We start from the raw sequence: 26,581 nt of genomic DNA on the forward strand, positions 1-26,581 counted from the left end.
AATTTTTCTACTGGATATGATATTGGCGAAACTGGTTAAATTCACCCCAACCTAAATACCGACATTTTAGGCTATTACTAATAGTCATAATTATTTACCTTACATTGAGTTTAGTCTTGATGCTCCGGATCATCAAAACTAAGTGGCATTCTACTTCACTAAAGGGCTACTAAACTTGACTTATCTTGTTCACGGGCTGCAACTACTAGAACTAAACATAATGCAGCCACAGCTTTTTGCCATTCTTGTTTGATTAGCTCATTTTCCACACCTGCAAACATTCCCACCAACCGAGGAACAGCAGTTTCTAAAGCCATACGAGGAACTGGACGATGTAATTGAACCAAATGGGTGAGACTTTCCTGATTATTCACAAAATCAACAACCCATTTTGTTGTGTGGTCTGGGCTATCAGGAACCCGCTTAATATCTAACTCGTTTTTCAACCAGTGGTAAAAAGATGGTAATTCCTTGGCTAAAATAGCGCCAGATGTAGGTAAAGTTTCCCTCAGCAAATCAATATCTAAGCTATTTAGTTTTTTTTGCAACTCAGGTGAATTAAGAAACTCAGTTAGTGGTTTTGAGAAGATGGCTTCTAATTGAACTGGAGAAATATCTAAGTGTTGAGTGAAAGTTGAAACTAATAATGACATTTGGGAAAAATCCTATTTATTTGCTACTTTTTCAGATAGTGTCAGCAAGAAAGCTAAATTTTCCTCAGCCTGTAAAGCATGGAGTTCATTGGCAGGCATAAAGATAAATACTCCAGGTTCAAGAGTAATATCTTCGCCTGATAAATTTAGTATTCCTCTGCCTTCTAGAACGTTAATAGTGGCATTGCGAGTAGAAGAATGCTCGGAAATCTCAGTAGTAGCTGCCAAACAAAATAGAGTATATTGGCAGGCTTGATCTTGAATTAGAACTTTGCTGAGAACACCAGCACGAGGATATTCAATCTGTTCTCTCAGTTGGGTAACGAGAGATTGGTTAGATATTGTTTGATTAGTCATGTTTTCCTACTATTGGTTTGCTTGTTTATCAGAAATAACCTTGTCGTTAGTCATCATCTTCTTCAACCACAGTACAGAGAATGATATAGCCTAATTCGTGTCGGTATTTGTTGAAAACATGGCGCATTTCTAATACTCGTTGGCGGATGGATTTCTGCGTGAAAATATTCCACAAGATATATATAGTGTTTAAAATACCTTCATCTTGAAACATCCGTCTTAAGTTCAATAAACTCATACTTCCAGTTTGATGTTTCTGTACTTGCAGTCCTGCCGTTGCACAAGCTGCAATCCAGTTAGCTGCTGAAAGTGGTGTGGAATTAACTCGAATTACTCTTGCTAAATCGGCGCGAATTTCTTCTTCTTTGTCAGCAGCTAATAATTCATGGGAGAGAAACTTACCTCCCGGTTTCAGTCGATGATGAATTTCCGTCAACAGCCGGGCTTTTCCTGCTGGGGGCTGCATTGTGAGAATAGCTTCCGCTAAAACATAATCAAACTTCTCTGGTATTGCATCTAGATGAAAAATATCGCCTTCAATGATTTCAACTTGATTTGCTAATCCAGCTGTACGGACGTTTTCTCGCGCCCGAACTACACTATCAGGATTTTTTTCTACCCCCACTACTTTGACATGGTAGCGTTGGGCCAGGGATATTGCACTGTATCCAAAGCTAGAAGCTAATTCTAAAACTGTTTCACCAGGCTGAAAGTTCGCCCATTGGCATAATTGTTCTGTAGCTATTCGTCCACCGGGACGCAGATATTTTTTACCTGCGGCGGCTAAAACTTGATGTCCGGAAGCCGTTGGCAAATTGAGGATAGTGTTGGTCATCTCTGTGACCCTCTGAACTGGTTATATCCTCAATTTGCCACAAATTAATGATGCTGTCTCTGAGGTAGCTCAAAGAAGGAAATTAAGTTTTACATTTTGCTCCTTGGGGAGTAGCATCGGGGTAGAACGTAACTATAGCCTTCTGTCTCCGCACAAAAACTTTGGGAAAAGTTTTTCCAGTATCCTGATCGCGGACATTAAAAATACACGCTCCCTCAGCATTTCCTTGGAGCTTAAAGATTTTGGTAGCATCTAAAAGCAATTCTTGAGCATTACTGAGGTAGCTGTAGCCTTTAATCACATCTGTAATTGTGCGGTTTCCTTGTTGAATAACTACACCCATTGTATAAATTACACCAGGAACAACTTCCTCTCGCCTTTGATTATTTGGTAAGCGTCCGCCAATTCCCTCATTCTGCAACTGTAAATATCTGCCGTAAAAATGCAAGCCGCCAATATCATTAGCGCTCTTGATTTCTCCACAAAAAATATGTTCAAAGCCCCGATTTTTAAACCAAATATCGGTTAAATCATCTAAAAATTCTGTTTTATTCTTGCGTCCAGGACGTAGTTCACCGCCGCTATCTGTCTGAAGCTTCTGTAATATATCTGGGTAAGAGGACAATAACTGTTTAAATTTATTGGGGGTGACTCTTGTTCCTATAGGGCCGCAGATTTTGAGGACAGCTTGATCAAAGGAATTGAGCAGAGGAGGAGGTGGTGTAATATCTAATTTTTGCCCTCTGGGGAATCCTACAGGAACGGGGTTGCTGACATTATCGAAAAATGGCAGAAGTTTCGCTGCTGGCTGAGACTGTGCTGGTGCTGTATTTTGCATTCCTAGCAAGCCAGCTAAGACTAATACAGTTACTCGACTCGCTATCCGTCGAGATAGCTTTTTTGCAGGTTGGAGTTGTATTTCTGGCATACGGAATATGTATTTCTACTTAGTAATTGACCAATTTTTAAGGGGAATACTCAAGATATGAGTTAAGTCTTTTATACTCCAACCCTGATGAAAATTGTAGAAGAAACTCGTACCCGATTGCGGTTACAGCACAGACCAGTCAATAAATGGTTGAGTGGGGTGTGTCTTTTTATTGGCTGCTGGGGTTTTTTAATTTACTGTATATTTTTTGAGTTTGCGTCCGCTAGATTAACTTGCGATCGCGGAGCGCGCGTTTTAGGCGATCGCCCTCTACCTAATCAACTAAACTGTGAATTGAGGCGTTCTAGTTTGTTGGGTAGGAAGGAACGGCTAAGAATTTTTGATATGCAGGAAGCCTACGTTAAAACTACCAGACAAAGTAGGGGTGGGAGTAGTCATCAGGTAATTATTGTTACTTCTCTGGGGAACCGTTACTTAATATCTAATCTGAGTTATCAAGAAAATCAACAGGTTGTCCAGCAAATTAACAATTTTATTTATTCTAAACAGCAATCTTTATTTGTGAGTAAAAATCAATTTGGCTTTTTGTATTTTGTAATTCTAGGTATATTATTGGTGATGGTTATTAATGGTTTTGTTGCCACATCACCTGTCAGTAACTGCACTTTTTATAAAAGTATGAATAAACTACTTATAGAGCGTAATGGTTTGCGTAGTCAACAACTTATCGAAGAACCGCTAGAAAAGATTCTCCGTGTAGATATTCGAGAGAAAAAATTTAAATATTCTAAGCTTTATCGCGCTGTAATTGTGTTGCAATCTTATGAGGAAATTCCTATTAGTCCAGAATATACTGATGAAAAGAGTGTCAGATATGCAGTATCTAGAATAAATTCTTTTTTGAATATTAGGGGTTAAAATTAAATTCAGTTACTTGGGGAAGTACTCTGTAAATTAACGTGCGCCTCCGTTGGAGACTCACGTTAAATTATTTATCATGGAATAGATATATTGACTTTTATGGGCGGGCGAGGACACCCACCCTACAATCATTATTTTTATACAGGTTTATTCAGTACTATCTGGAAACTAGCAATTTTCCAAGGCTGGATAGTTAAACTTTGTGGTTGAGATGAGGAACGTTCTAATAAATCTACTGTATCGCCTAAACTCATCTCTAAATTACTTTGCAGAGATAACTCGGCTGTTTCTCCGTGACATTCATAACAGCGTAAAATTAACTGTTGAGGATTATCTTCTGCTGGCTTTAAGGCCATTAAAATTAAATTTTCAGCTGTTAAATTGAGAAAACTTACACCTGGGGAAGCGTTAATACTGGAGTCTTGAGTGTTGAATGAATTTACTATCACTTGTAACGGGATATTTAATTCATAACCACGCTTGACTGTATGGGCTGTTTCCCAGGTACCAGCATGGGGATACAAAGCATAGGTAAATTCATGAAAGCCTCGGTCAGTTTCTGGGTCTGGCCAATGTGGACTGCGTAGTAATGTTAAGCGTAATTGATTGGGTTGACTGTCATAACCGTATTTACAGTCATTGAGCAAACTCACACCGTAAGTTTTCCCAGTTAAGTCGGCCCAACGTAACGCCGGGACTTCCCATTTGGCTTTTTCTGCGGGTGTCTGGGGTTGGGTGGGGCGACGAATTGCGCCGCAGGGAATTTCATATGTAGCAAAATGTGCTTCTACATTTAAAGGAAAAGCAGCTTTCACCATTACCTGATTTTCTTGCCAATCAACAGTTGTTTTAATTTTGAGAATAGCAGAACCTTGTTCTAGAATATAATCTTGGCAAAATTCTGATTTACCGATTGTTCGCACCACACGCACACGACTACGTAATTTTCCTGGTTCTAGATGAGAAATAGCTGAAAGTTTGGCTGGTGGTAAAGGATGTTGGGCATAATTGGGGTCAATATTCCACGCATCCCAGTATTGACCGCTATCTTGAAAGGCTTGTAGTTGATTTCCTCGACCATTCAGAACTTCACACTGCTGAATTTTATCAAAAACGCTGGCTAAATCACCTGTTAGTTCATCAACTGTAACTCGCAAATACTCGTTTTCTAACACATAGTTGTCTGGAAGTTGTGCAGCAGATAAACTAGGCTTACCGGGACATAACCAAAAAACTCGATAACCACAAGCAGGAATATCATTGGCGAGAAAAGAGACTGATATGTTGGGGATTTCGCCATTAAAACAGCTTTGAAAAAGTACCTCATTTCCCTCTATGTCATAAATTTGCCCAAGTTCGACATCTGGGAAAACAATTTCTACTACCTCAGAACGTTGCCAATTAAGAGCATTAAAAACGAAGATGGCTTGAGCTTCAGGGTGGGGTGGTGGCGGTAAAATAGCTTGGGATGCGATCGCCTGCAATGATTGTTGTAATATCTTGGTTCCTACTTGTTCCACTTGTTGCCACTCTGGTAGGGCATCTTGATAAACTTGGGTAATGGAAGAACCAGGTAAAATATCATGAAACTGGTTGAATAATACCTGCTTCCAAGCGGTTTCTATTTCGGCTTGGGGATATGACACACCACAGCATACTGTTGCCAAAGTCGCAAATAATTCAGCTTGATACAATAAATCTTCACAACGTCGGTTCCACTGCTTTTGGTCTGCGTGGGTGGTGTAACAACCGCGATGAAATTCTAGGTATAGTTCGTCATTCCAGGTGGGTAATGGGGAATGGGTTTTGATTTGTTGGAGATATTTTTCTGAAGTAGTAAATTCTAGGGCTGGGAAGATGGGGGATTTTTGCCAGCGTTGGGCAGTTTCTAACATATCACGGGTGGGGCCGCCGCCGTGGTCACCGACACCGGGAAGCCAAAGTGCGTCTTCTAAATCGGTTTGGGTTTGCCATTCACATAAATATGATGCCATTTTCACCGGGTCAATGCTTTCACCGATGAGTGCAGACATGACACTAAAAATTTCGCTCCCATCAGGCGATCGCCACCAAAAAGCCCCATGATCAAACTTAGTTGTGTCATTCCAGCGCAACTTCTGAGTCACAAAAAACTCCATCCCCGCATTCACCAAAAACTGCGGTAAAGTCGCACAAAACCCAAAAGTATCCGGTAACCAAGCCACAGTAGACAACTTACCGAACTTTTCTAGTACATAACGCTGTCCATACAATAACTGTCTGACTATGGATTCACCAGAAATCAAATTTAATTCCGGTTCCACCCACAAACCGCCCACAACTTCCCAACATCCAGCCGCCACTGCATCTTGAATAGCCCGAAACAAATCAGGACGGTGTTCTTCCACCCAAGCATAAAGCGCCGGCGTAGAGTGACAAAAAATCAACTCGGAAAAATCTGCTTGTAACTTCAACACCGACTCAAAAGTATTTTGCGCCGCCCGCCAAGTTTCACTCACAGGCCAAAGCCATGCTAAATCTAAATGAGCATGACCCACTAAATATATCTTCCCTTTTTCTTTACCCCACCCACAAGCAGCCAAAAAATCCGACTCAATCAACCTTTCCCGTAATATTTTTATTAACTCCTCCTGGGCGTCTTGGTGAATCAGCGCTGTAGGAAGGTTTCCCGCCGTAGGCGACTGTGAACCCATTCGCGTAGCGTCTCCGATAGGAGAAGGGCGGTTTATTACCTCCCCCACCACCTCAGCCAACTCAGCCAACTTTTCAGGCGCTAACCTTTCCACACAAAGCTGTACCACCGCCAACTCATCAGCCACAAAACCCGGAGTTACCCCATCATCAGACTCATAAACCAAGAGCGATCGCACTAAAGCACCATTATCATGCCCAGGACTCACTAACCGCAAAGCCACAATAAATTCTTCACCAGGAGTCACCCTTGGACTCAGAAGGACTCGCGGCCAACAATCAAATAAATCGCCCTCCAGCACTAACTCCCCATTCACATAAATCTCAGCCGCATCAGCCCACCAACCCAAAGCCAACCGCAAAGACAACCCAGCCAACCGATACCCCTGTAAATCCAAGGGAACTACTACTTTTTGCACCAGCCAAAGGACTTTTTTCCCGCCTGTCCAAGCAATATGTTCTTTAGCATTTAACTGGGCTACTGGCCAAGCAGAACAATTAGATACATTAATTTCAGTAATATTCAGGTGAGATTCCTGGTATAGCCAAGTAGACTGTATATTAACTTGACAACAAGAGCGTAATTGCTCAATTACGTCCGAGATCAATTTAGTCTGAGATTTCCATATGGGAAGGGTCATAATTTTCGCTAAGATAAGGTCACTGACGATAATAAACAGTTTGTCGTTGTTATTGTTTGGCGGGAGTCTCCTACTAATGAGGGATTTAAGATTTTGGATTAAAATTCCTTACTAAAAGGCTATTTGAGGAATTTTAAACCTTATTATTTATCCCAACTTGGTATCAAAACTAAACCAGACTCAAACTCACAAATCACCATCATGTCCTCTGGTTCCTCTGGCCGTTATCAAAGCAGACTCTTTAACTTTGTCCACCAGCAATCTCGGCGGTTGACATCACAGTGGGATCACACCTTGCGGCATGTGCAAGTTGCTACTAAGTGGGGTGTGGAAGTATTACTTTATCCCTTATACTTAGTTTTGCATTCAGCCGCATCAAATGGCAAAATACTGGGGACTCAAGAATCAGCATTCAGACCGCAGTTACAACCAAATGATACCGACTTACTAGGGGAAACTCCTCCACCTGCTGATACCCCTATTCAGCAAGTACTAGAAGCAATACAAACTTTACCATCGGAGTTAGATACTACTAACACCCAAATCTCTGCACCTCTGAAATTTTTGAGTTCTTTGTGGGCGAAATTGGTTCCTCATCCTGCAACTAAGTCCAATTTTTCACCATCTTTAACAACTGTAAATAACGAATCAGCCAATCTCAAATGCCATTTGCCATTGGTACGAGGAATTGCCACAAACTTGGTAAATCGTAATTTGGTACTTGTTAGTAGCAATAACGAAATTTTAGATATTTTGACACCCCAGCAGCAGGCTAAATTAGAAGCCCGAATTATTAATGAAATTGGTAACTACTGGCATTCTTGGCAGTTAGCCACAAATAAACAAGCAGCGGAGTTACTACCAGAAATTCAGCGAATTTTGGCAAAGCTGACTGGTAATACTACAGCTAAAATTCCCCAAATTGCTGAGGGGATACCAAAAGATTTATTACCTACAGACAAGTTATTAGCCTTCTTAGATGCATCTATTGCCAAGTTAGAAACCAATGCTGTATTACCTGCACAACAGCGTAGCCAGGAACTTGTTCGCATTGCCCAATTACAGCTAGATATATTTCTTTATGGTAAAGAACAAGTAGCCGCTAGAGGAGATATGGCGGCTACTGTTGAAGGTTTAGAAACTCACACACTCAATTTTTATGCTTTAATTGAAGCGGCGCTGAATTACTTTTTTGGTGTGAATAAAGGGAAAAACCTCGAGCCAAAATACAGTAATAATGCTTCACCAGGAAAAAGATTATCTGCTAAAAATCGCTTCCAAGTTTTGCCCGCAACCAGCCAATCTCAACATGAAGTTTTAGCGGTAGATCCTTGGTTGAATTGGAGTGATTTGTTTGGTAAAGTTGATATTGTTACTGAGCGGCCAATTACATCTAAACCAAATACCGTCACCGTTTCTAGTTCAACCCAACAATTGAATAGTAGCCAGCCAAAAACTAAATTTAGTTTATTACCAAAGAAAAAAGTAAACCACAATCTCACTACGAATCAACGAACATCTGGAAAACTCAATAAAGCCCATACTTCCCAAGCCATAACTAAGAGTCACAAAAATACCCAAATTGAAACCCAGCCAGACTGGATAGATGTAGAAGCCACTTTTATAGGTTATGATAAACATCCTTTAGAGCAACTTCTAGAATGGCTTGATCATGCTATTCTCTGGTTAGAAGAAATAGTGGCAAAAATTTTTCAGGCATTACAAAGGTTATGGCGGGGTAGGTGAGATTAAAGTTGCCCACATTTTATTTACCTGCCACAAATTAGCCAAATACTGATTATAATTAATTTTTACATTTCAAACTAGGCAGTTTGAAGTTTTAATTGTTCAGTGCTATTGGTGGTTTTTTGCGTGAAAATTATTGTTTACTGTAAATACTTCAATTTTAAAAATCCACTAGATAAACCCAAGCTGGAAACATTCGTGGTCAATTTACCGCAAATTCCCAAGGTAGGGGAAACAATTGTTGTCGAGAGAATTTCCCCCCAAAAAGAGTTTGTAATTATTTTTGAATACGTTGTCACAGCAGTGCAGTTTAATGCTTCTAGAGAATTGACTGATGCAGCCGATGCTCAAGTAAGTGCATCTTTGAACCACTGTTGGGAGGGAACTTCCAATTTCAAAATTAATAACTTTTTGGAAAAATAAGAATTTACCACAACATGTGATTGAGGAAATTACGTAACAGCTTTGGCCCTTGTGGTTCTTGATAGTTAGTGGGTAATAAATTCAGCATGGCATTTTGCAATGTTTCCAAAGCTGTATCTACTTCCTGTCGCTTGACTCTGGAAGTTTGAGAAAAGTATAACGGCTCCCCAAAGCACACAGTTAACTCTTTGCCTAAATAAAGATCATACGTGCCTGTTAAGGTGACTGGTACTATGGGGACACCAGCCCGCAAAGCATAAATTACAGTTCCTCGCTTGAGGGGGAGATACAATTTACCCTCAGCACTTCCCAAGCGTCCTTCAGGAAACAGTACCAGTCCATCACCTTGAGACAAAATACCCTGGACAATGCGGTCTATTTGTCGTAGTGTCTGGATATCTCCCCCTGTAGGTACTGTTTCCTCAATTACTTTAGCCAGTTCAACAAGGTCATTTCGTCCAGCTTTAGCCGCTTCGATGACAGCTACTTCTTCTTTCCAGATTCGTTCTAAAGGAATGACACCTCCCACTAAACGCAGAATCTGACGCTTCCACCACTTGTTATAAAGGGTACGCGCGTCACCAAGGACATAATAGTGGGGATGAATGGGGAGTTCTCCCAGCAGCAGCAACGGATCAATGTGGTGGAGATGGTTGACAGCGAGAATGGCTGGTTTTTCAGGTATCCTATCGAGGTGTTCGACTCGTACCCGAAACAGTGCATGAATGAGCGATCGCAATACACAACGACGCACCATAGCATGAACTCTGGTTTCTGGATGACCTTGACTCATGGCTTCTAGGCGTTGGAGAACTTCTGCAATTGTCTGGCGCACAGCGCGATCGCTAGCCGCAGCTACACCTTCTTGCACTCGCTTAATCATGGCAGATGTCAAGTCAGCAGCATCAACATGGGAAGTCACCTCATCAGTTTGATCTTCCCGATTAGGTTCGTGAGAAGAACTTTTGATAACACCCTCTTTGAATTCATGAACAGATCATAATTCTTGATGACACATTACGTACTAATCTCCAGTTAGAAATATGAAACCGCTGCTAACCCCAGAATTTTCTATAATTTTTTAGTACACGAGGATTTTAATATGTCGCCTTGGATTAGTCTCATAACTGCTCTTACATTGCTTCTGTACTTGATTATTACGATTAATGTTGGTCGAGCCAGAGCCAAATACAAGGTGAAACCTCCCCAAATGTCAGGAAACCCTGACTTTGAAAGAGTAGTGCGCGTTCAACAAAATACCCTAGAGCAAATGGTTTTTTTCCTACCTGCTTTATGGTTATTCTCTTTTTATGTCAGCCCATTGTGGGGCGCAGGTATTGGTGCAATTTGGCTTTTAGGACGTATTGCCTACGCGTGGGGTTATTATCAAGTCGCTGAAAAACGAGCCATTGGCTTTGCCATTAGTTCTATTAGCAGTATGGTGCTACTTTTAGGTTCCCTTGTAGGCATCATCCTCTCTTTGGTACAGCCATAATCATTGGCAAAGGATTACAAATACCAAAACGTCCCTCATTATTTTGTGGAATGGGTGTTTTCACCCGTCCCATAATTAAATCATGACAGTTAAAACCTTCGACATTATGATGCTAAAGAGCAAAATAAATTTTTATAGCAAAAACCATGCTCATATAAATAAATTAAGTAATATGAAAAACTCACTGCAAATACCACTAAAATAACAGGAATTGTAGTATTTATATCTATTTTTCGTTTCTTAAATATTTCCCAAACAGACATTAAAATCATCAAAGGCCAGAAGATAATTGTCATTAAACACATAATCAATGAAAGAAATTTATCTTCTGGAGTAGAAGCATGATGACGCAGAGAAAATCTGAGCCAATTGCTGAAAAAATAGCAGGTCATCAATAAGTAACTAATACTGAAAGTTAATTGCATTTGATTCATTGTCAATCCTCCTTAACAGTGATTGTATGATTTATTAAAGATACTATAATAAAGGTTGATAAAATCTAGATATATGCAACACGAATTTTACTGAAAACCCCTGTGATTTCAGTTTAATATTCTTTGAATAAAATAAATATTATGCGAAGCCAGAAAAATAGCAAGTTAATTTAACTCACTTTAATTCATGCTGGTAGTAATTGTCCTTGGGGGTGTCACCCCCAGTCACCAGCGCGGATCAAAAAGTTTGCAGTGAGGACTTTAGTCGTCTTTAACATCTGTGCTTGTGAGCGGTCAGCGTTCGCCGCATATCATAGAGAAGCTATACCCGCACAACTTAGAGCCTATTTCTTTTTTCAATTAGTCTTGGGAATGATTCTGAGGAAACAAGTAGGCGATCGCCGCACCACCAGATACAGTTAGTATACTTACCAATAATGTAGCTAAAACAAAAGTAGCCATATGGGGATTGGGGAACTCATGGCCCCCTCTGGGGATAAGGAGCAATGGGGATTGAGCAGAAAAGTGATTTCATTACTTTTAAACTAGCAATTGCATATGACACCCGTGCATAGTGGTTGTGACAATTGTTTGTAAATAAAAAACTAGCCTCTAGCCCCTAGCCCTATCCCCTAACTATTATGAAGTGAAGCAGAACCAACAAGATTGGCACAAGTTCGACAAAATTATCTCTACCGTAAAAATTCAGGAAAAGAAATGAATCAACAAGAATATTTTTTATTAACTCGGATTTTACTGCAATTTGAGCAGAGAACTCAGGATATTGTGAGTGATATTTCTGCTGCTGCTTTTAGTGATGATGGTAGCTTGTGGATTGGTTCTGATGAAATGGTTGGTGTTGAGCGTCTTTCTCCCATAGGATGCTCCCGTTATGGAAAACATCAACGTTTTTTATTAAAGGACTATATCGAGTTATTTGATGATGATGAAATTGATATTGAAGGAATGGATTTTGCGAATGGCTATCTTTGGTTGACTGGTTCTCATAGTATGAAGCGAAAAAAGCCGAAAGGGAAAAATTTAGAAACAGATTTAAAAAGACTTGCAACTATTAGCACAGATCTAAACCGTTTTATACTAGCAAGAATTCCTGTAGTTAATGGAGAGTTAATCAAAGAAGGCATGACTGGGAAAGGAGAACAGCTTGTTGCAGATTCATTGCAGAAAGTTAATCAGCGTGATTTATTGTTTGAAATTTTAAAAGAAGATGCTCATTTGCAGCCATTTATTAATGGAAAAATTCCTTCTAAAGATAACGGTTTGGATATCGAAGGTTTAGCGGTAGCCAGCAATAATCGTCTTTTTATAGGGTTACGTGGACCTGTATTGCGAGGATGGGCGATCATTATAGAAATACAAGTAACACAATCCCAGCCGGGTGTACTTGTACTGCAACCAATCAGGGATGATGGTGTAAAATACAAAAAGCATTTTCTGGATTTGAATGGTTTGGGAATACGAGAGTTATGTCTGCGAGGAAAAGATTTGATCATCTTGGCTGGACCTACTATGGGTCTAGAAGCGCGAATGCAGGTATTTTGCTGGAAAAATGCTGTGGATAGTGTCGGGGACAATATTTATCAACAGGATCAGGATAGTTTGTTTCCTTTATTTGACTTACCTTTTACTGCTGGTTGTGACTATGCTGAAGGTTTGGCGTTATATTCCTGCTGGGGAGACAAAGATGGTTTGATGGTATTTTATGATCTTCCCAGCGAGCAGCGTTTGAGAAGGGATAAACAAATATTAGTTGATGTTTTTCAAATTCCAATTCAATTATGAATTACAAATTAATATTATGAGTAATTCTAAACTTTTGGAAAAACAAGCCCTAGAAAAAGAACGTAATGAAGTCTTGCAACAGTTGGAAGATTGGCTAGAAATTCCAATGCTGGTGCTGGGCTTTGTATGGCTAGCACTATTCATCATCGAGATCATCTGGGGATTAAACTCTTTACTGGAAGCCTTTAGCATCACTATTTGGATTATTTTTATATTAGATTTTCTACTTAAACTAGCGATCGCTCCTCATAGACCTTCCTATATCAAAAGTAACTGGCTAACAGCTATTTCTCTGTTTTTACCAGCACTGCGAACTTTTAGGATTATCCGAGTCATAAAAATCCTCCGCACAGCACGGGCTGTCAGAGGGCTACAACTGTTGCGAGTTATGACTCGTGCTAACCGAGGAATGCGGGTTTTGACAGCAAGTGTTAGCCGTCGAGGCTTTGGTTATGTTGTGGCGTTAACAATGATTGTTACTGTAGTAGGATCAGCAGGTATGTATGCCTTTGAAAACGAAGTTCCTGTGGAATCAGGGCTGCACAGCTACAGCACTGCTTTTTGGTGGACAGCAATGCTCATGACAACGATGGGTTCTGACTATTCGCCCAAAACGCCCGAAGGACGGGTGCTTTGTTTTTTCTTAGCGTTATATGCGTTTGCCGTGTTTGGCTATGTTACTGCAACTCTGGCGACGTTTTTTATTGGTCGTGATGCTGATGATGACGAAGCAGAGTTAGCTGGAGCGAAATCGATTCAAATGCTTCAGGGTGAAATCGCAGCATTGCGCGGGGAAATTCAAGAATTATTGCATCAAAATTCTGAGCGTTAACGTTAGCAAAAATTACTTAGTGAGGAAAGTTCATGAATGCAGAAATCTCCAGAGCTTGGGATAAGGTTCAAGGCATGATTAACGGGTTCATAGCTTTGCTACCTAATATTGTATTAGGATTAATTGTCTTCATCTTATTTTTGTTTATTGCTGGCAGAATTAAGGCACTGGTCAAGCGGTTAACTCGCAATCGTCGCTATGCCCGAAACCTGGGATTAGTGCTGGGTAGGTTAGCGCAAGGAGTAACAATTTTAATTGGGTTGTTTATCGCCCTTTCCATTGTGATTCCCACATTTAGAGCGGGTGATTTGGTGCAACTTTTGGGAATTAGTGGTGTAGCAATTGGTTTTGCTTTCCGCGACATTTTGCAAAATTTCTTAGCTGGAATTTTAATTCTGCTCACTGAACCTTTTCAAATTGATGACCAAATTGTGTTTAAAGGTTTTGAAGGGACTGTAGAAAATATTGAGACACGCGCCACAACAATCAGAACTTATGACGGTCGGCGGATTGTCATTCCCAACTCGGAATTGTTTACTAATTCGGTAACTGTAAACACTGCCTTTGATAATCGACGATTAGAGTACGATGTCGGCATTGGCTACAACGACGACATTGACTTAGCCAAGCAATTGATGCTAGACGCAATGCATAGTGTAAATGAAGTTTTAAAAGATCCGGCTCCTGATGTACTAGTAATGGAACTTGCCGAAAGCACTGTTAACATCCGTGTGCGTTGGTGGGTTCATCCACCACGACGCGCAGATAATCTTATTTCGCGGGATAAAGTGATTACTGCAATCAAGAAAACGCTTGTTGCAAACGGCATTGATTTGCCCTTCCCAACTCAACAAATTTTGTTCCACGACCAGACAGAAGAGACAGATGGCGATCGCTCTCGTCAACGTGAAGGTTGGCCCAAAGGTAAAGGTGAAGTACCAAAGCCTCGACGTATCAGCGATTCGCTTCTTTTACTTGCTCAAGCGCGCTTCTCACAAGATAACAACGGTAAAGTGGATTCTCAAACCAACGAACAATGATAAATGTCAAGATCAGCAAGCTTTTTCAATTAAATCGTGGCGCTGCAATTGGCTGCTTCTAACTTTGGTTCCCGACTCCTGCGTAATTTTATTATTATTTTATTGCCAGTTGTTGAGTATATCTTCGACCAAAACTTTTTTGATCCAAATTTGTAATACAATTACTAATGGAATAGCGAGAAATACACCTAAAAAACCAAAAAAGCTGCCAAAAAATACTACTGCTACTAAAGTAACTGCTGGCAAAAGGGATGCTTGGCTTTTCATCACTAAAGGTACTATGATTAGACTTTCAACCTGCTGAATTCCAAAGTACAAAGCTATAACAGCGGCGATTTTCCAAGGCTCTCCACTTAATGCTAGCAGTGCAGGCGGAATCACGCTCAAGGTTGGCCCAACATTTGGGATAAATTCTAATAATCCTGCCAAAATAGCATTAACTAATGGCAATGGTATTCCCAAAATCAACAGTCCAATATAGCTCAATGTTGCAATAACCAGCATAGTCAGAAGCGTGCCTTTTATCCAGCCAGTTAATGAAACTGCACACTTATTGAGAATATCATCAACTCGCCGACGATAAAAGGCAGGAAATAGCATGATAAATCCCTGTCGATAGGGCGAGGGATTGGCTAATAACATGATAGTGAGAACGACAAAAAGCAACAAACCTAAAATAATAGAAAGCGAGCTACTTACCAAACTAAAAAAGTTGTTTATTAGCCGATTTAACCAATCTTGTAAACCTTGAGTCAGATACCTAAGTCCTTGAATATTTTCTAATAGTTGCTCAGGAATTACATTTTGTAACCAGTTGTTCCACGATTGCAACCTTTCTAGTGTCATAGGCATAATATTACCAAATTGTTGCAATTGGTCAATCAGACGCGGCACAATTATTGAAAAAAAACCGACTAAAACAACCAATAGAAGAATAACTGATATGGCAACTGCAATTCCCCTCTTGATCCGAAATCTTTGAAAAAAGCTCACTAGTTGATTTAAAACTGTAGCTAAAACTATCGCTGCAAATACCACCAGAAATATTTGCCGAATTTGCCACAAAATGTAAAGAGATATAACAAGAGCGAGAAACCCGATCAATTGTCCGAATCGCACAATGTAGTCCCCATATTTTTGTTATTACCAGCTATTATGCTGATTTTAATTACTTCAAAGTAGCTGTATTACCATTTTTAAAAAGCCTCTGAAAGGATGATTTTTGAAGAGCAGTGATATATCCACCTTACGACAGAATTTAGGTGTTTTCTTAACAGAGTAATCTAAAACAAGCAAACTTTGATGGCTGTACTCAGAAAAATGCAATAACCACGTCCCAGTAATATATTGATACGTGCCTTTATATTGATTTTTGTCAGTTGAGCTGTCTTCGCTATTGGCTCAATATTCTTTAACTTGAGTAAACAATTTAGAGAAAGCCCTGAAAGTATTGAAGAGCCTGAACAGGAATTATTAAAGTAGTACAGTAGGAACCTCAGCAACAAAGACTTATCTAAGTAGTAGGGTTGGTAAATTTGCATCATGTATAAACCGATTAAGTTTATTTGTTGGGTATTGATAGGCATCCTATTTTTTTCGATGTCCGCTTTGCCTAACTTGGCTAGAGATGTAAATGTACCCAAATTTCCGCTTTCAGAACCTCAACAGCAGCAACCAACTGAACCAAAGCCGCCTGTAATAACATCTCCTACTGCACCGGGATTAAGTAATCTCCAGGAATTTGAAAGCTTTGCAGACAAAATCATCAATGAAGAGATATCAAAGTCTCATGTTCCTGGCGTAGCTATTTCTGTGGTTAAAGATGGGAAACCGTTTTTTTCTAAGGGTTATGGCTACGCAAATGTAGAAAAAAAGATACCAGTCGTCATAGATAAAACTTTGTTTCGTGTAGCTTCCCTTTCCAAGTTATTTACAGCGACAGCCGCAATGCAGTTGTATGAACAAGGAAAGCTTGATTTGGATGCTGATATTAATAAATATCTCACCAGTTTCCAGTTAGAAAACCCTGATCTGGAACCAGCCAAGGTTGCTCAGTTGATGACACACACTGACGGTACGACGAAACGGCGAATCGGTCTAGCAGCTCGTACCGCAGCACAAATGAAGCCATTGGGAGATTATTTAAGTAAGTATATGCCACCTGTGGTCTGGCAGCCCGGTAAACTCTACAGCTACTCCAGCCATAGCACAGCTTTGTTGGGATATTTGGTAGAAAAAGTTTCCGGTACCCCCTTTGTTGAATACATTGATAAAAACATTTTGCAGCCATTAGAGATGCGCCGGAGTACATTTCTCCAGCCACCCCCGCCGCCTTTAGCTGATGATTTGGCTGTGGGTTATCAGTATCAAAATGGTAAGTTTAAAGCTGTTCCATATCTATATTTAAATATCGCTCCAGCTGCATCCATGAGTGCGACAGCTACAGATATGGCTAATTTTATGATTGCTCATCTACAATACGGTCGCTACGAAAATTCCCGCATTTTGGCAGAAGATACTGTGCGGTTAATGCACGAACAGCATTTCAGCCATCATCCTAAATTGCCAGGTACTGGCTATGGTTTTCGTGAACGTTTAGAAAACAATATTCGGTTGATTGGACATTTAGGAAGTTTACGGGGTTATTCTAGCTCCCTGACTTTAATGCCTGAGCAAAATATTGGCATTTTTATTGCTACTAATGGCTTTAGTGGGGTGGCTGGCAAATTCCTCACTCAGTTTTTAGACCGCTATTTTCCTGTTACCAATAAATCTACATCTGTTAAACCTCTTGCCCTGACAGAGGAGCAACTTAATCGCTTAACTGGTACTTACCGAGATTTGGAGTATCCTCGTCACACATTTGCTAAGGTAACCGCACCGTTTAAACATATTAATATCAAAAAAGGCGAAAACGGCACTTTGACGATTAATACCCCTGGTTTGTTCTTTTTGGGAAATACTCCAAAGCACACATTAGTGCCTGTGGAACCACTGTTATTTAAGCTAGTTGAAGATGACGCGTTTACTGCGTTTAGAGAAGACAGCAGGGGGAATATTGCATTTGCCTTTAATCCACTGTGGCCTAAGATAGGAGCTTATGAGCGGATATCTTGGTATGAATCTATTTGGATACAGTTAGGAATTATTGGCTTTTGTGCCATTGTTTTTCTGTCAGCCTGTATTTTTGGGTTGATACGCCCTCTAATACGTCGCTTCAGAGGAAAACCTTTTATAGTTGAGCAGAAGTTTCGCAGTGCTTGGGTAGTAGCTGGTATTGTCGGTACTCTCAATTTATTATTTTTGATTGGCTTGCCTTTGTCTTTGTGGCTTATAGGTGTATGGAAACTTGTGTATGGTGTACCTGGCGTTGTAGTAGCATTACTTTGCCTACCATTAATAACTACCGTTCTAGCAGTTGTATTAACCTTGTTTACTGGATTAGCTTGGGTAAATCATAGCTGGTCTTTCGTTCAGCGATCGCACTACTCATTGATTACTCTTGCTGAATTGATTTTTATTCCCTTGTTAGCTTACTGGAATTTATTAGGGTTTCAGTTTTAAGTCAGTTATCTATGTTGCTGTGCATAGAGTTTAGCCAAGGGTACAGCTGTGCAACCGTGGACGAGAATTGAAGCACAAATAACTAAACTACCTATAATCCAGGGTTCTTCCACACCAGCCTGACGCACTGAAAGAAAAGCATAGAAGAGCGCCGCTACACCAATAGGGCCGAACCACCCTAAAAACAGGGCATCCTGCATCCCTCGCAACCGCCCAAGAAGGGGACGCAGTAACAGTACTACTGGTAGTCGGCGCAGCAACAGAATCGCTACCACCAACACCAAACCCTTCCAACCTAACTCAAACCATTGCTGCCAGGGTAGATATAAACCCAATATCACGAAAATATACAAAGTAAAAAAGCGGTCTACTGCCTCCTGTACGTTCTCTTCTTCAGCTCTGTCACGACCGCCCACAACCATATCAAACGTAATTCCCGCCGCAAAAACGGCCAGAATGCCATCGCTACCAACTAGCTTCACAAGACCCAATACAGCTAGTGAAAGAGCGACGGTATAAGCTAGAAAAGACTGCTTCTCCAGAGTTTGTTTGGTTTCAGCCCAGCCCAAGAGCCATCCTGCTAGGTAGCCGATCAGCGCTCCCATCACCGCCGCGGCTCCTACTTCCCACAGTAAAGTTTGAGTGAGCCAGTGAAGTAGAGCTTCTTGTGGCGGTTTGGTTAATATCAAAATTGGCAGGAGGACAAAGGGATAAGCCAGTCCATCATTTGCGCCAGACTCAGCAGAGATGGTGTGGCGGATGTGTTCGGGAAGGTTCTGCTCGGCGACTTTTCCTGTAACAACGGAAGTAGAAATAACCGGATCGGTAGGAGTAATTACAGCCCCAACCAGCATGGCTACCCAAAAGGGTAGATCTAAAAGCAGATATACAAGCAGTCCACTAATTAACCACATCAGGGGCATCAACAGTCCTAACAGTACAGTTAAAATGCGCCAATGGTTGAACGGGTAAGCCTTTGGTAGACGTAACGCTACTCCCATCACTTGGATAGCGATCGCTAATCTTGCTCCTTGCTCTAAAATCATCTCTGGTTTACCCCAGTGAGTAAGGTCAATTAAGCCAAACACAGATGGACTCAATAACACCCCAGCTACCAAAGCTATGAGAGGGTCTGAGAGAAACAATTGCTCTTTGAGCCAGCCAGACAACAGGCCAAGCCCAAGTACTAGCCCACCAAGGGTTAGGAGAGCTATATTTATCTCACTTGTAGTTAATTGGCTCATAGTTTTATACCTGTAGTGGCTCAACATTTCCTTGAGTTGAGAATCCAGAGTAGAAAAATGAAATACAAAAACTCATTTAGCAGCTATAGGCATTCTTCATTAGTTGACTTCGCTCCAGACGGTTCAAAATGCGGGTGATTAGTTTTGAATCTACGATAGGCTTGCTGACACAATCATCTGCACCGATTACAAATATTTGCTCAACAGTATCTGCTTGAAAATTATCAACCAGAAACATTACTGGCAAGAATTTCCAGTACGGATCGTTACGTACTATTTGGCAAAGTTCAATGCCACTGATATCAGGCATTCCCACATCTAGAATTAGCAAATCTGGAGAAAATTCTGTCAGAGTATCCCAAAAGTGCCGTGGATCTTCAAGAGTTTTGAGAACAAATCCCAATGGTTCTAAGGATTGCTGTATAACAGTTAATGTCTCTTGGTCATCGTCTACAACCATTACTCTAACTTCGGTAATACGAGTTTGTTGTAAGATTTGACTCACTGACTCCAAAATCTGGCTAGGAGGCATAGATTTTTGCAAAAAAGCACGTCCGCCAGCTCGTGCAACCTCTAGGCGTAGGCGAAGCCCGCCGCAGGCATCGCTAAAATTATTTTGCTCTGTAAAAACTAACACAGGTATTTGTAGCTTTGGCATTTCGCCTGCTGTAGGCGATCGCTGAGATAATTCTCTTATTAATTTCCAGCTGTCTTTCTCAATATCAATATCAAGTAGCACCACATGGGGATTTAAAGATGGGATTATACGAATGGCGATGGTGAGATTAGTAGCAACTTTAATTTGTATTTCTTGATTCTCAGCCTCCTTTATCAATCCCTCAACTACTTGGAGATCATTGCTAATTACTAATAGTAAATTTTGGGTTTGTTCAACTGGGCTTTTTTCTAGCTCTCGTTGCAACTTTATCAAAAGCTTATCTAAATAAAAACATTTAGCTTGGTTAATAAATTTTTTAGTTTGAAATAAATCTTCTATCTCATTGGCTAATAACGAACCTTTTGGAAATCCAAAGCTACCCAGGGAACCAGCTAGCTTGTGAGCTTCTTGCTCTGCTTTTTGTCGCACTTGAGGATCAAGTGTACCTTTTCTTAAAGCATCAGCTGCTAGTTTCAATACTGCAATGCGCGAACCAACCTTAGCTTGGAAATTTTCCCGCTCTTGAGCAATGGCTGTTAGTAGAATTTGCTGCTGCTTTAAATCTATTTCTGGCTCATGTGTAGGGCAACTTTGCTCATGAGATAGAGCTTTTAAACGATAACCCATTCCGTAAACAGTTTCTATAAAATCGTAGTTAGCACCTGCTGATTTTAACTTCTGTCGTAAACTCTTGATATGAGATTTAATCGTGTTTTCTTCAGGTGGATCTTTTTCAGCGCTCCAAAGTTGATCTATAATTGCACTCCGGCTAAAGATGCGCTGATTGTTGCGTAAAAAAAGGTCTAAAAGACTAAATTCTTTTGCTGTTAAGTGTAGTGCAATGTCTGCATAAGTTACCTCACAAGTACTAGGGTCAAGGCGTAAGCTTCCCCATTCCAAAACTGGAGGTAAAGAAGTATTTCCCCGACGTAGTAAAGCACGAATACGCGCTGATAACTCTTGAAAGTCAAATGGTTTGACTACATAATCATCTGCTCCGGCATCTAAACCTAAAATTTTATCAGTTTTAGAATCTTTGGCCGTTAAAAGCAGAATCAGCATTTGATAGCCTGCTTGTCGTAATTGTCGACAAAGACTTATACCATCCAGCTTCGGCAGAACAATATCTAACAAAATTAGGTCATAGTTACAAACACTCACAAGCTCCCAACCAGCTTCACCATCAGTAGCAATATCAACTAAGTAATTTTGCTTAGTAAGAGCCGTTGCTACAGATTTAGCAAGCAAATCATCGTCTTCAACTAAAAGAATTTTCATGCAAAGTAGTCGTTTCTAGACATAACCCTAAACGCTATCATCAAATTTTTATAACTTAGGTTATGTCCTTTTGTGTTATGTCAGACATCTATCAAAAGCAATGTTTAGCCTGAAAGATAGTACAGTCAGACGAGGTTTAGCTACATTTTTTACAGTACCTCTAAACGCGTTTTCTCACCAACCATAGTAGTAATGCACCAAAGCCAAAAATATTGGCCACTGACAACACCAGTCCTCCTAGTATCGGAATCAAACCAATTAAAGTTAAAATCACCACACCGATGAGAAATTTTTGTATGGGCGATCGCTCCGCAGTAGAGGAAGCTCTTTGCCCTACCCAAAGAGTAATTCCGAGGGTTCCGAGTACGACTGTGACAGCAACTACTAAACCCACTAAGGGTAAAAATGGTATGCCAATTAAGCTCACTGCTAGCAAAATGATTAGCAAAATTACAGCAAACAACCCGCCTAACCCCCATAACCCACTTTTTAGGGGATATTGATTAATAGTTGCTGCCAAGTTAAGCAGGAAGTTTGGTCGCCACAGCAAGATGACAACACCAATAACGGTTCCTATCAGTACGTTGAGAAGATGAAAAGCAGTACTTAAAAAATAGCGAACGCCAAAGCCACTAATTCCCCTTCTTCTCCCATGCATCCCCCATCTACCATTCTCCAAAATTGTACCGGAAGCACCGCCAATAGTAGCTCCTGGTGATGTGATAATTTCTCCTCCCACCGCATAAGCATCACCATCAATACGCGCGCCCTTTTCTAAAATCACATCTCCATCAATTGCGATCGCAGCTTGGGTAACTCTTGCTCCTTCTTGAATTGTCACATCACCACCGATGGCGTGGGCATTCTCCACAACCTGCCCAGGAGGGACTATCACATCACCTCCAAACCGGATCATATTACTGTTATTAATGTTGACATCAGTTTGTGCTAGAGCCGTTGTAGAGAGTAAAATCACACTCAAGGCTGCTATTAATGCCAAAATCAATGAGTTGATTTTTATACTTTTCATACCTCATCTCTCATTTTCTTGTGGAGCCTCAAGCACGCTAATATCAACCATAGATCTCGGATTAAAGCCTTGTTGCAGTTATATTGATTGCGGAATCTGCAATTGACCCAATCAGCATCACTGCTACCACTTCTTTTTCCACGGCTACTTGGATAATCAATTTGCGCCTAGCATAATATGTTGCATTGCAAAAAGTTTTATCTCTAGCTGAGGAAGTAAACTAAAATTTTGTTCTTACAATCCAGTAAAGTTGTAACCAACTCCTATCATCAGTCCCACATCGGTTTCATCTAAAAATGCCGCATTCACTCCTGCTGTTGCTGTGAAGTTTTCATTTAAAGGAACATCTACGCCACCAGATAACAGAAAACCAACGTCTGCATCCTCACTAGTTTCAATCGCTACGCCAGCTCCAACGTATGGTGCAACAGATAAGTTTTCGTCCAAAGCATCGGCACTACGCAAGTTAAAATCATAAGTAAGAGGAACCAGAACTACGGGGTCGTCCTCAATTGCTACAGATGGCCGCACAGATATAGTACGCGTCAGCCCAATTTTACTGATAACCATGAAGCCACCTTCACTTAAAGCTGAGTCACCACCTAATCCAATGTTGCCAGCAACTCCGATATAGCTGGAGCCACTACGGGTAGCTTGACCAGGATCGATATCTACTTGCGCCACCTCAGTAGAAGTTTCAGCAGCAGGTTGTGTTGGCTGAGGAATTAAATCAGCTGCTGTTGTTGAAGTATTACCAGAATTCTGTACAGTCTGTGCTTGAGCAGATAATCCACTTCCAAGCATTGTCATTGTGCAGGAAATCAGCAACGTAGAAAATCGTTGTAACCAAATATTATTCATTGTTCAATTTTCCAAATATTTTTACATCAAGAAATCAGGCGTAGGAAAGTAATCCAATTTATGCAACCATATTGCTGTTACTTTCCTAAACTAATTCAAACTAATATTAGGCGGTGGAACTTCATTAACCGCATGGATAACACCACTCATCACTTGAATATCACTTGAATTACACTTTTGACGATATCTTTAAAAAGTGGAAAACTTGTGGATCATTGACTAATTTGTCAAATTTATTCAGAGTTTACCAGGCATTGTACCGAAACTGCCAACAACTGCAATTAACTCAGCAGCTCTAACTGGTTTTGCGACATGAAGCTGAAATCCGGCTGCTAATGCCTCTCTGTAATCTTCTACCCTGGCATATCCCGTCAGCGCTACAGCAGGAATGCATCCGCCTAGCTCCGGTTCAAGTTCTCTAATTTTACGTATCAGCGTGTAGCCATCCTCGTCTGGCATTCCAATGTCGCTGACCAACACATCTGGATGTATTTCTTCTAGTGCCTCAAGTGCTTGTCTTGTAGAGCTAAAAGCACTAACTTTCGCGCCACATTCTTCCAGTACTGTGGTAATCCACTGTCGCACATCTGCCTCGTCATCTACAACCATTACCCGCAAGTCAGTCAGGAGATTGGGAACTGGGAATTGCAAAGATGAGGGAGGAATGTAAGTTATTCTCTCCTGCCCCTGTGCGCTTCTGTTCTCCGGCTCAACAGTTTTTTCTCTGTTTTGTTCAACCATGAGTAATTTGACTGTAAATGTCGCTCCTTTTCCCATTCCCTGGCTTTGGACTTGGATTGTACCGCCATGCAGTACTACTAGATGACGTGCGATCGCCAGCCCTAAACCTAGTCCTTTATTTGACCGAGTATGGGTACTATCTGCTTGGCTAAAGTGCTCAAATACGTGAGGGAGAAAATCAGCACTAATACCCTGACCCGTATCACTCACTTGAATTTGAACATAGTTAGGGGTTGGGTATTGGTGATTGGGTATTGGCGATTGAGTATTGGCGATTGAACATGAGGGATTAGTTTTTTCTTCCATGCTCACCTGCTCACCTGCTTCCCAGTCCCCATTACCCTTTATTTCCAGAGGGGGTACCGAGTTCCCCAATTCCTTTGATAACCGCACCTCAACCCGTCCGCTGTTGGGTGTAAATTTTATGGCATTGGTAAGTAGATTTAATACAACCTGTTGCAAGCGGTCTGAGTCACCCACAATTTTTTCTATGGAAGTATCAAGTATAGATTCAAGTTGAATACCCTTAGCATCTGCCAGTGATTGTACAACTTCAATTGCGGCTGTAATTACTTCTACTAAATCAACTAAATCAATGGCGAGTGAAAGTTCTCCTCTAACAATACGCGAAATATCAAGCAGGTCTTCAATCAGTTGCATCTGCAACTTAGCGTTACGCTCAATTGTCTCAAGTGCAAGAGTTGCTCTAGCCTCATCTAGCGTACCCGTTTGTAACATCCCAGCCCAACCCATAATTGCAGTCATGGGAGTACGTAGTTCATGGGAAACTATTGCTAAAAAGTCGTCCTTAGAACGATTTGCCGCTTCTGCCTCAGCTCGTGCTGCTTGTTCTCTCAGCAGTAGTTGCTCTTTTTCTTCTTCAGCTTGTTTGCGTTCAGTAATATCTTGCATAATTTTAGAAAAACCGCGCAGATTTCCATCGTCATCTCGTAAAGGTGTGATCAGACAATGCGCCCAGAAAAATGTGCCATTTTTACGAATGTGCCAGCGATTCTCTCTAGAAAAACCTTCAGTTACTGCTTTTTTTAATACTTGTTGTGGTTGTCCGCGCTCAATTGCTTCGGGTGAAAAAATCAACTCAAAAGGTTGGCCAATAATCTCTGCTTCTGGATAGCCTAAAATACGCTCTGCGCCGATATTCCAACTGGTAAATTTACCACTGGGATCTAGCATAAAAATTGCGTAATTAGTTACTCCTTCTACTAGGAACCGATAACTTTCTTCGCTTTGACGTAGACGCTCATAATTTTGCTGGGCTACGCGCGCGTTCATCTGAGCTTGCGATCGCGCTTGACGCAATGCAGCATTCAAGGAGCTAATCAATAATCCTACTAACACAAACTGAAGCAACCCCACTACACTGAACCCACTTACAGCCAGAGAATAAAAAGGGGGCAAGAGGAAGTAGGCGCAGACTATAGAAGACAAAAAAGTTGCCAACAGTCCTGGGTTTAAGCCACCATACCAGGAACTAAGCATGACAGCAGCTAAAAACAATGGGTAAATAGAATTTAGCCTGTGTAACTGCCATAGAAGCAGTGTCATTATTAAAGCCAGTAAAACGCTTAAGCAGGCAATGTTATAGCCTTGTAGTTGCGATCGCGTAGCGTCTTTGTAGGAGAATCGCCAAAGGCGGGGCGTTGGCAAAGCCTCTCGAAGAGAAGCCCATCGCATCAATTTCCACATTTTATGTTGCTGCAATTATAGGTTTATTTAAGTTCTACACGAGTTTTCCACTTTCAAGTTTTATCTTAAAAAATTAATCTTCAAAGTATAGATGGGTTTGAATATTTCCCCTCACTAACCAATCATAATTCCTTGTAGCAAGGAAAATAACAATGATGAACATTCAACAAATTTTAGTTATTGATGATGAAGATGACATCCGTCAATTGATTCAAACTTGTCTAGAAATAATGGGGGGCTGGAATGTGTTGACTGCCACTTCAGGTAATCAAGGATTACTCTTAGCTCAGTCATCTCAACCCGATGCCATTCTTTTAGACTTAATGATGCCTGATATGGATGGTTGGACAACTTTTAAAAAACTACAGGCTAATCAAATAACTAAACATATACCTGTGATTTTTCTAACAGCCAAGGGACGTACATCTGACCAGCACTTATTTACTCAAACGGGCGTCAGAGGCATAATCAGCAAACCATTTAATCCTCAAAAACTAGCTGCTCAAGTAGCAGCAGTCTTGAGCTAAAGTACATTGATTGATAAATTAGAAAGACTGCTTTAAACCCAGCTATTGTTAAGTTAACCTCTCACTACGATTGCATACTTGATAAAAAATTAGTCTATCCATAGTTTTAGTAAGTTCAATCTTAAGAAGTAATTTTACTAAAAAGTATATATATTCCAGGGTAAGAGCATCTCAATCAGGCTTGACACAAGGAATCAGAAGAATCTAAAGT

General features: G+C 40.7%; 21 protein-coding genes. 9 read left to right on the forward strand and 12 right to left on the reverse strand.

What is annotated here, in order from left to right; translation table 11 throughout:
- Positions 1-158 precede the first annotated feature (158 nt).
- From ACM0OT_RS15805 to ACM0OT_RS15820, 4 genes are all read right to left on the reverse strand, one after another.
- Positions 159-653 carry a hypothetical protein gene (locus tag ACM0OT_RS15805; protein ID WP_414565305.1) on the reverse strand — a complete coding sequence of 165 codons (495 nt, stop codon included), beginning with the start codon at positions 651-653 and terminating at the stop codon, positions 159-161.
- A gap of 12 nt (positions 654-665) precedes the next feature.
- Positions 666-1,010 (reverse strand): cupin domain-containing protein, encoded by a 345-nt coding sequence (locus tag ACM0OT_RS15810; RefSeq protein WP_414565306.1) that lies wholly within the window; start codon positions 1,008-1,010, stop codon positions 666-668.
- 46 nt (positions 1,011-1,056) lie between these two features.
- On the reverse strand, positions 1,057-1,845 hold the full coding sequence (locus ACM0OT_RS15815; RefSeq protein WP_414565307.1) for an SAM-dependent methyltransferase: 789 nt from the start codon (positions 1,843-1,845) through the stop codon (positions 1,057-1,059).
- Between the two features lie 82 nt (positions 1,846-1,927).
- Complete coding sequence (locus tag ACM0OT_RS15820; protein ID WP_414565335.1) at positions 1,928-2,683, reverse strand: EndoU domain-containing protein; 756 nt, start codon at positions 2,681-2,683, stop codon at positions 1,928-1,930.
- Positions 2,684-2,860: 177 nt separating this feature from the next.
- Between ACM0OT_RS15820 and ACM0OT_RS15825 the strand changes: the two genes are divergently transcribed.
- Positions 2,861-3,652: a hypothetical protein gene (locus ACM0OT_RS15825; RefSeq protein WP_414565308.1), complete on the forward strand. Its 792-nt coding sequence runs from the start codon at positions 2,861-2,863 to the stop codon at positions 3,650-3,652.
- Between the two features lie 140 nt (positions 3,653-3,792).
- Here ACM0OT_RS15825 and ACM0OT_RS15830 read toward each other — a convergent pair whose 3' ends face one another.
- Positions 3,793-6,987, reverse strand: a complete 3,195-nt coding sequence (locus ACM0OT_RS15830; RefSeq protein ID WP_414565309.1) for an alpha-mannosidase — start codon at positions 6,985-6,987, stop codon at positions 3,793-3,795.
- A 201-nt stretch (positions 6,988-7,188) separates the two neighbouring features.
- Here ACM0OT_RS15830 and ACM0OT_RS15835 point away from each other — a divergent pair, with 201 nt between their 5' ends.
- Positions 7,189-8,733 carry a hypothetical protein gene (locus tag ACM0OT_RS15835; RefSeq protein ID WP_414565310.1) on the forward strand — a complete coding sequence of 515 codons (1,545 nt, stop codon included), beginning with the start codon at positions 7,189-7,191 and terminating at the stop codon, positions 8,731-8,733.
- A gap of 198 nt (positions 8,734-8,931) precedes the next feature.
- Positions 8,932-9,156, forward strand: coding sequence for a hypothetical protein (locus ACM0OT_RS15840; RefSeq protein WP_414565311.1), 225 nt, complete (start codon positions 8,932-8,934; stop codon positions 9,154-9,156).
- 4 nt (positions 9,157-9,160) lie between these two features.
- On the opposite strand, the gene ACM0OT_RS15845 is transcribed toward ACM0OT_RS15840, so the two are convergent.
- Positions 9,161-10,039 (reverse strand): lysophospholipid acyltransferase family protein, encoded by an 879-nt coding sequence (locus tag ACM0OT_RS15845; RefSeq protein ID WP_414565336.1) that lies wholly within the window; start codon positions 10,037-10,039, stop codon positions 9,161-9,163.
- Between the two features lie 219 nt (positions 10,040-10,258).
- Between ACM0OT_RS15845 and ACM0OT_RS15850 the strand changes: the two genes are divergently transcribed.
- The 4 genes from ACM0OT_RS15850 (at position 10,259) to ACM0OT_RS15865 (ending at position 14,760) form a co-directional block, all read left to right on the forward strand.
- Positions 10,259-10,651 (forward strand): MAPEG family protein, encoded by a 393-nt coding sequence (locus ACM0OT_RS15850; protein WP_414565312.1) that lies wholly within the window; start codon positions 10,259-10,261, stop codon positions 10,649-10,651.
- 1,151 nt (positions 10,652-11,802) lie between these two features.
- Complete coding sequence (locus ACM0OT_RS15855; protein ID WP_414565313.1) at positions 11,803-12,888, forward strand: DUF3616 domain-containing protein; 1,086 nt, start codon at positions 11,803-11,805, stop codon at positions 12,886-12,888.
- Between the two features lie 16 nt (positions 12,889-12,904).
- The gene (locus ACM0OT_RS15860; protein ID WP_414565314.1) at positions 12,905-13,720 is read left to right on the forward strand and encodes an ion transporter; all 816 of its coding nucleotides are present in this window, start codon (positions 12,905-12,907) and stop codon (positions 13,718-13,720) included.
- 32 nt (positions 13,721-13,752) lie between these two features.
- Entirely contained in the window at positions 13,753-14,760 is a 1,008-nt protein-coding gene (locus ACM0OT_RS15865) for a mechanosensitive ion channel family protein (protein WP_414565315.1), read from the forward strand.
- Positions 14,761-14,859: 99 nt separating this feature from the next.
- Here the strand turns inward: ACM0OT_RS15865 and ACM0OT_RS15870 are convergent, their stop codons facing one another.
- Positions 14,860-15,879, reverse strand: a complete 1,020-nt coding sequence (locus ACM0OT_RS15870; protein WP_414565316.1) for an AI-2E family transporter — start codon at positions 15,877-15,879, stop codon at positions 14,860-14,862.
- A gap of 480 nt (positions 15,880-16,359) precedes the next feature.
- On the opposite strand from ACM0OT_RS15870, the gene ACM0OT_RS15875 reads away from it, so the two are divergent.
- Positions 16,360-18,324, forward strand: a complete 1,965-nt coding sequence (locus ACM0OT_RS15875) for a serine hydrolase domain-containing protein (protein WP_414565318.1) — start codon at positions 16,360-16,362, stop codon at positions 18,322-18,324.
- A 5-nt stretch (positions 18,325-18,329) separates the two neighbouring features.
- Here the strand turns inward: ACM0OT_RS15875 and ACM0OT_RS15880 are convergent, their stop codons facing one another.
- From ACM0OT_RS15880 to ACM0OT_RS15900, 5 genes are all read right to left on the reverse strand, one after another.
- On the reverse strand, positions 18,330-19,568 hold the full coding sequence (locus tag ACM0OT_RS15880; RefSeq protein WP_414565319.1) for a cation:proton antiporter: 1,239 nt from the start codon (positions 19,566-19,568) through the stop codon (positions 18,330-18,332).
- 76 nt (positions 19,569-19,644) lie between these two features.
- Positions 19,645-21,504 carry a response regulator gene (locus ACM0OT_RS15885; protein ID WP_414565321.1) on the reverse strand — a complete coding sequence of 620 codons (1,860 nt, stop codon included), beginning with the start codon at positions 21,502-21,504 and terminating at the stop codon, positions 19,645-19,647.
- A gap of 160 nt (positions 21,505-21,664) precedes the next feature.
- On the reverse strand, positions 21,665-22,534 hold the full coding sequence (locus tag ACM0OT_RS15890) for a hypothetical protein (RefSeq protein ID WP_414565322.1): 870 nt from the start codon (positions 22,532-22,534) through the stop codon (positions 21,665-21,667).
- A 234-nt stretch (positions 22,535-22,768) separates the two neighbouring features.
- Complete coding sequence (locus ACM0OT_RS15895; protein WP_414565323.1) at positions 22,769-23,395, reverse strand: hypothetical protein; 627 nt, start codon at positions 23,393-23,395, stop codon at positions 22,769-22,771.
- 237 nt (positions 23,396-23,632) lie between these two features.
- Positions 23,633-25,843 (reverse strand): ATP-binding protein, encoded by a 2,211-nt coding sequence (locus ACM0OT_RS15900; RefSeq protein WP_414565324.1) that lies wholly within the window; start codon positions 25,841-25,843, stop codon positions 23,633-23,635.
- Between the two features lie 155 nt (positions 25,844-25,998).
- On the opposite strand from ACM0OT_RS15900, the gene ACM0OT_RS15905 reads away from it, so the two are divergent.
- Positions 25,999-26,370, forward strand: coding sequence for a response regulator (locus tag ACM0OT_RS15905; protein WP_414565337.1), 372 nt, complete (start codon positions 25,999-26,001; stop codon positions 26,368-26,370).
- Positions 26,371-26,581 lie beyond the last annotated feature (211 nt).

The organism is Anabaena sp. CCY 9613 (assembly GCF_963920895.1).
In the GTDB taxonomy this organism is placed as follows: domain Bacteria; phylum Cyanobacteriota; class Cyanobacteriia; order Cyanobacteriales; family Nostocaceae; genus Cyanocohniella.

Excerpts from the sequence above, each read along its gene's own strand:
- ACM0OT_RS15805 (WP_414565305.1), bottom strand. The coding sequence starts at position 653 with ATGTCATTATTAGTTTCAACTTTCACTCAACACTTAGATATTTCTCCA.
- ACM0OT_RS15810 (WP_414565306.1), bottom strand. The coding sequence starts at position 1,010 with ATGACTAATCAAACAATATCTAACCAATCTCTCGTTACCCAACTGAGA.
- ACM0OT_RS15815 (WP_414565307.1), bottom strand. The coding sequence starts at position 1,845 with ATGACCAACACTATCCTCAATTTGCCAACGGCTTCCGGACATCAAGTT.
- ACM0OT_RS15820 (WP_414565335.1), bottom strand. The coding sequence starts at position 2,683 with ATGCAAAATACAGCACCAGCACAGTCTCAGCCAGCAGCGAAACTTCTG.
- ACM0OT_RS15825 (WP_414565308.1), top strand. The coding sequence starts at position 2,861 with ATGAAAATTGTAGAAGAAACTCGTACCCGATTGCGGTTACAGCACAGA.
- ACM0OT_RS15830 (WP_414565309.1), bottom strand. The coding sequence starts at position 6,987 with ATGACCCTTCCCATATGGAAATCTCAGACTAAATTGATCTCGGACGTA.
- ACM0OT_RS15835 (WP_414565310.1), top strand. The coding sequence starts at position 7,189 with ATGTCCTCTGGTTCCTCTGGCCGTTATCAAAGCAGACTCTTTAACTTT.
- ACM0OT_RS15845 (WP_414565336.1), bottom strand. The coding sequence starts at position 10,039 with ATGATTAAGCGAGTGCAAGAAGGTGTAGCTGCGGCTAGCGATCGCGCT.
- ACM0OT_RS15850 (WP_414565312.1), top strand. The coding sequence starts at position 10,259 with ATGTCGCCTTGGATTAGTCTCATAACTGCTCTTACATTGCTTCTGTAC.
- ACM0OT_RS15855 (WP_414565313.1), top strand. The coding sequence starts at position 11,803 with ATGAATCAACAAGAATATTTTTTATTAACTCGGATTTTACTGCAATTT.
- ACM0OT_RS15860 (WP_414565314.1), top strand. The coding sequence starts at position 12,905 with ATGAGTAATTCTAAACTTTTGGAAAAACAAGCCCTAGAAAAAGAACGT.
- ACM0OT_RS15865 (WP_414565315.1), top strand. The coding sequence starts at position 13,753 with ATGAATGCAGAAATCTCCAGAGCTTGGGATAAGGTTCAAGGCATGATT.
- ACM0OT_RS15875 (WP_414565318.1), top strand. The coding sequence starts at position 16,360 with ATGTCCGCTTTGCCTAACTTGGCTAGAGATGTAAATGTACCCAAATTT.
- ACM0OT_RS15880 (WP_414565319.1), bottom strand. The coding sequence starts at position 19,568 with ATGAGCCAATTAACTACAAGTGAGATAAATATAGCTCTCCTAACCCTT.
- ACM0OT_RS15885 (WP_414565321.1), bottom strand. The coding sequence starts at position 21,504 with ATGAAAATTCTTTTAGTTGAAGACGATGATTTGCTTGCTAAATCTGTA.
- ACM0OT_RS15890 (WP_414565322.1), bottom strand. The coding sequence starts at position 22,534 with ATGAAAAGTATAAAAATCAACTCATTGATTTTGGCATTAATAGCAGCC.
- ACM0OT_RS15895 (WP_414565323.1), bottom strand. The coding sequence starts at position 23,395 with ATGAATAATATTTGGTTACAACGATTTTCTACGTTGCTGATTTCCTGC.
- ACM0OT_RS15900 (WP_414565324.1), bottom strand. The coding sequence starts at position 25,843 with ATGTGGAAATTGATGCGATGGGCTTCTCTTCGAGAGGCTTTGCCAACG.
- ACM0OT_RS15905 (WP_414565337.1), top strand. The coding sequence starts at position 25,999 with ATGAACATTCAACAAATTTTAGTTATTGATGATGAAGATGACATCCGT.